The 353-nt window shown below is 30.6% G+C and carries 1 protein-coding gene; it reads left to right on the top strand.

The genetic code is table 11. The features are described from left to right. Nucleotides 1–257: 257 nt before the first annotated feature. Nucleotides 258–353, top strand: a 96-nt coding sequence (locus NL42_RS18900) for a hypothetical protein (RefSeq protein ID WP_461313919.1), incomplete at its 3' end; no start/stop codon positions are given.

Genomic DNA, 353 nt, shown 5'->3' with positions numbered 1-353 from the left:
TATAAAAACTTTATGATATTGTTTTTGTGGGTTAAATTCGTACTTGGGGTGTGAGTGTAAAGTTGATAAGACTTAAAATAATAAAAAACATAGAGGTTTAAATATTTATTCTGTGTAGTGATTAAAATATATATTGTGACAATAAAAAACAGTATCACATTCAGATACACTTGCGTTGTATCTATATAAAGGTAAAGGGACTATGTTAACTAAGTGCTAGATAATCATCTGCACACCATTAAATAGGAGAGACTCTAATGTCTCAGGACCAAGTTAAAAGCGATCAAGATAAATCAAAAGAGCAACAACAGCAACAACAAGATGGTAAAGAGTTTGAACCTAAAACTCCTGAG

Source organism: Acinetobacter sp. GN11, assembly GCF_054823985.1.
The sequence above is the reverse complement of the archived record's forward strand: the minus strand, read 5'-3'. Positions and strand labels throughout refer to the sequence as shown.